The sequence below is a fragment of the Lysobacter enzymogenes genome (assembly GCF_017168095.1).
Classification (GTDB): Bacteria; Pseudomonadota; Gammaproteobacteria; order Xanthomonadales; family Xanthomonadaceae; genus Lysobacter; species Lysobacter enzymogenes_D.
The window spans coordinates 1-813 of the sequence record NZ_LXSD01000566.1 but is presented as its reverse complement, the minus strand read 5'-3'; the positions used below and the strand labels follow the sequence as shown (position 1 = coordinate 813).

1 protein-coding gene is annotated in these 813 nt (G+C 74.0%); it reads left to right on the top strand.

Going from position 1 to position 813, the window contains the following annotated elements; translation table 11 throughout:
- On the top strand, positions 1-813 hold an 813-nt coding region (locus A7A76_RS22195; RefSeq protein WP_206413353.1), incomplete at both ends, for a hypothetical protein.

Below are 813 nucleotides of genomic sequence, written 5' to 3'. Positions count from 1 at the left end.
CGCCGGCGGTGCACGAGGCAGCGCCGGTCGCGGCCGCACCGGTGCGCGCCGCGCCGGCCATCGTCGCGGGCGCGGCGCTGCGGATGAATCCGGCGCTGCTGCGCGCGCAGCCGGCGATCATCGCGCAGTTGGAAGGACGCACGCTGCGGCCGCGCCTGGATGCGCTGCGGCCGGGGCTGCTGCCCAATGCGGGCGGTGGTTTCGCCCGCGCCGATTCGGCTTATCCGATCAGCCCCAACACCGCGCCCGACGACCGCTGCGTGTTCGAGGACGCGAAGAATCCGCAGCAGCGTTATTGGCTGCCGCGCCTGCGCCTGCGCAACGCCAACGGCCGCTACGAAGTCGCGGTGGCGCAGGGCCAGGGCGCGGACGGCCTGTATGCGGTCAGCCTGGCGCTGGAGACGTATCCCGCGCCGGAAATCGCCGAGGCTGCGCGCACGATGGCAATGCTGGCGATCGAACGCAGCGCGGTGATCGCGTATCGCGCGCCGGGCACCTTGATCGAACAGCGCCTGCCGGTGGCCGAACTGCTCGACGATCCACGCGGCGGCTGGGTGGCGATGCTGCACCTGAGCCTGGCCGAGCGCGACAACCTGCTGCGCGCGTTCATGAGCGCCGACACCCAGTGCCGGCTGATCGTGTCGCGCGGCTACACCGTGGCGGTGCCGCTCGCGCCCGCGGCGGCACCGGACGCGCCCAAGCGCCAGTTGCTGATGGTCAAGGGCCAGATGCAGCTGATGCGCGCGCCGGCGGCCGAGGCGATGCTCAGGGCCAGCGCCGTCGCGGTGCCGGCGCCGGGCGCGGCCGCCGCGG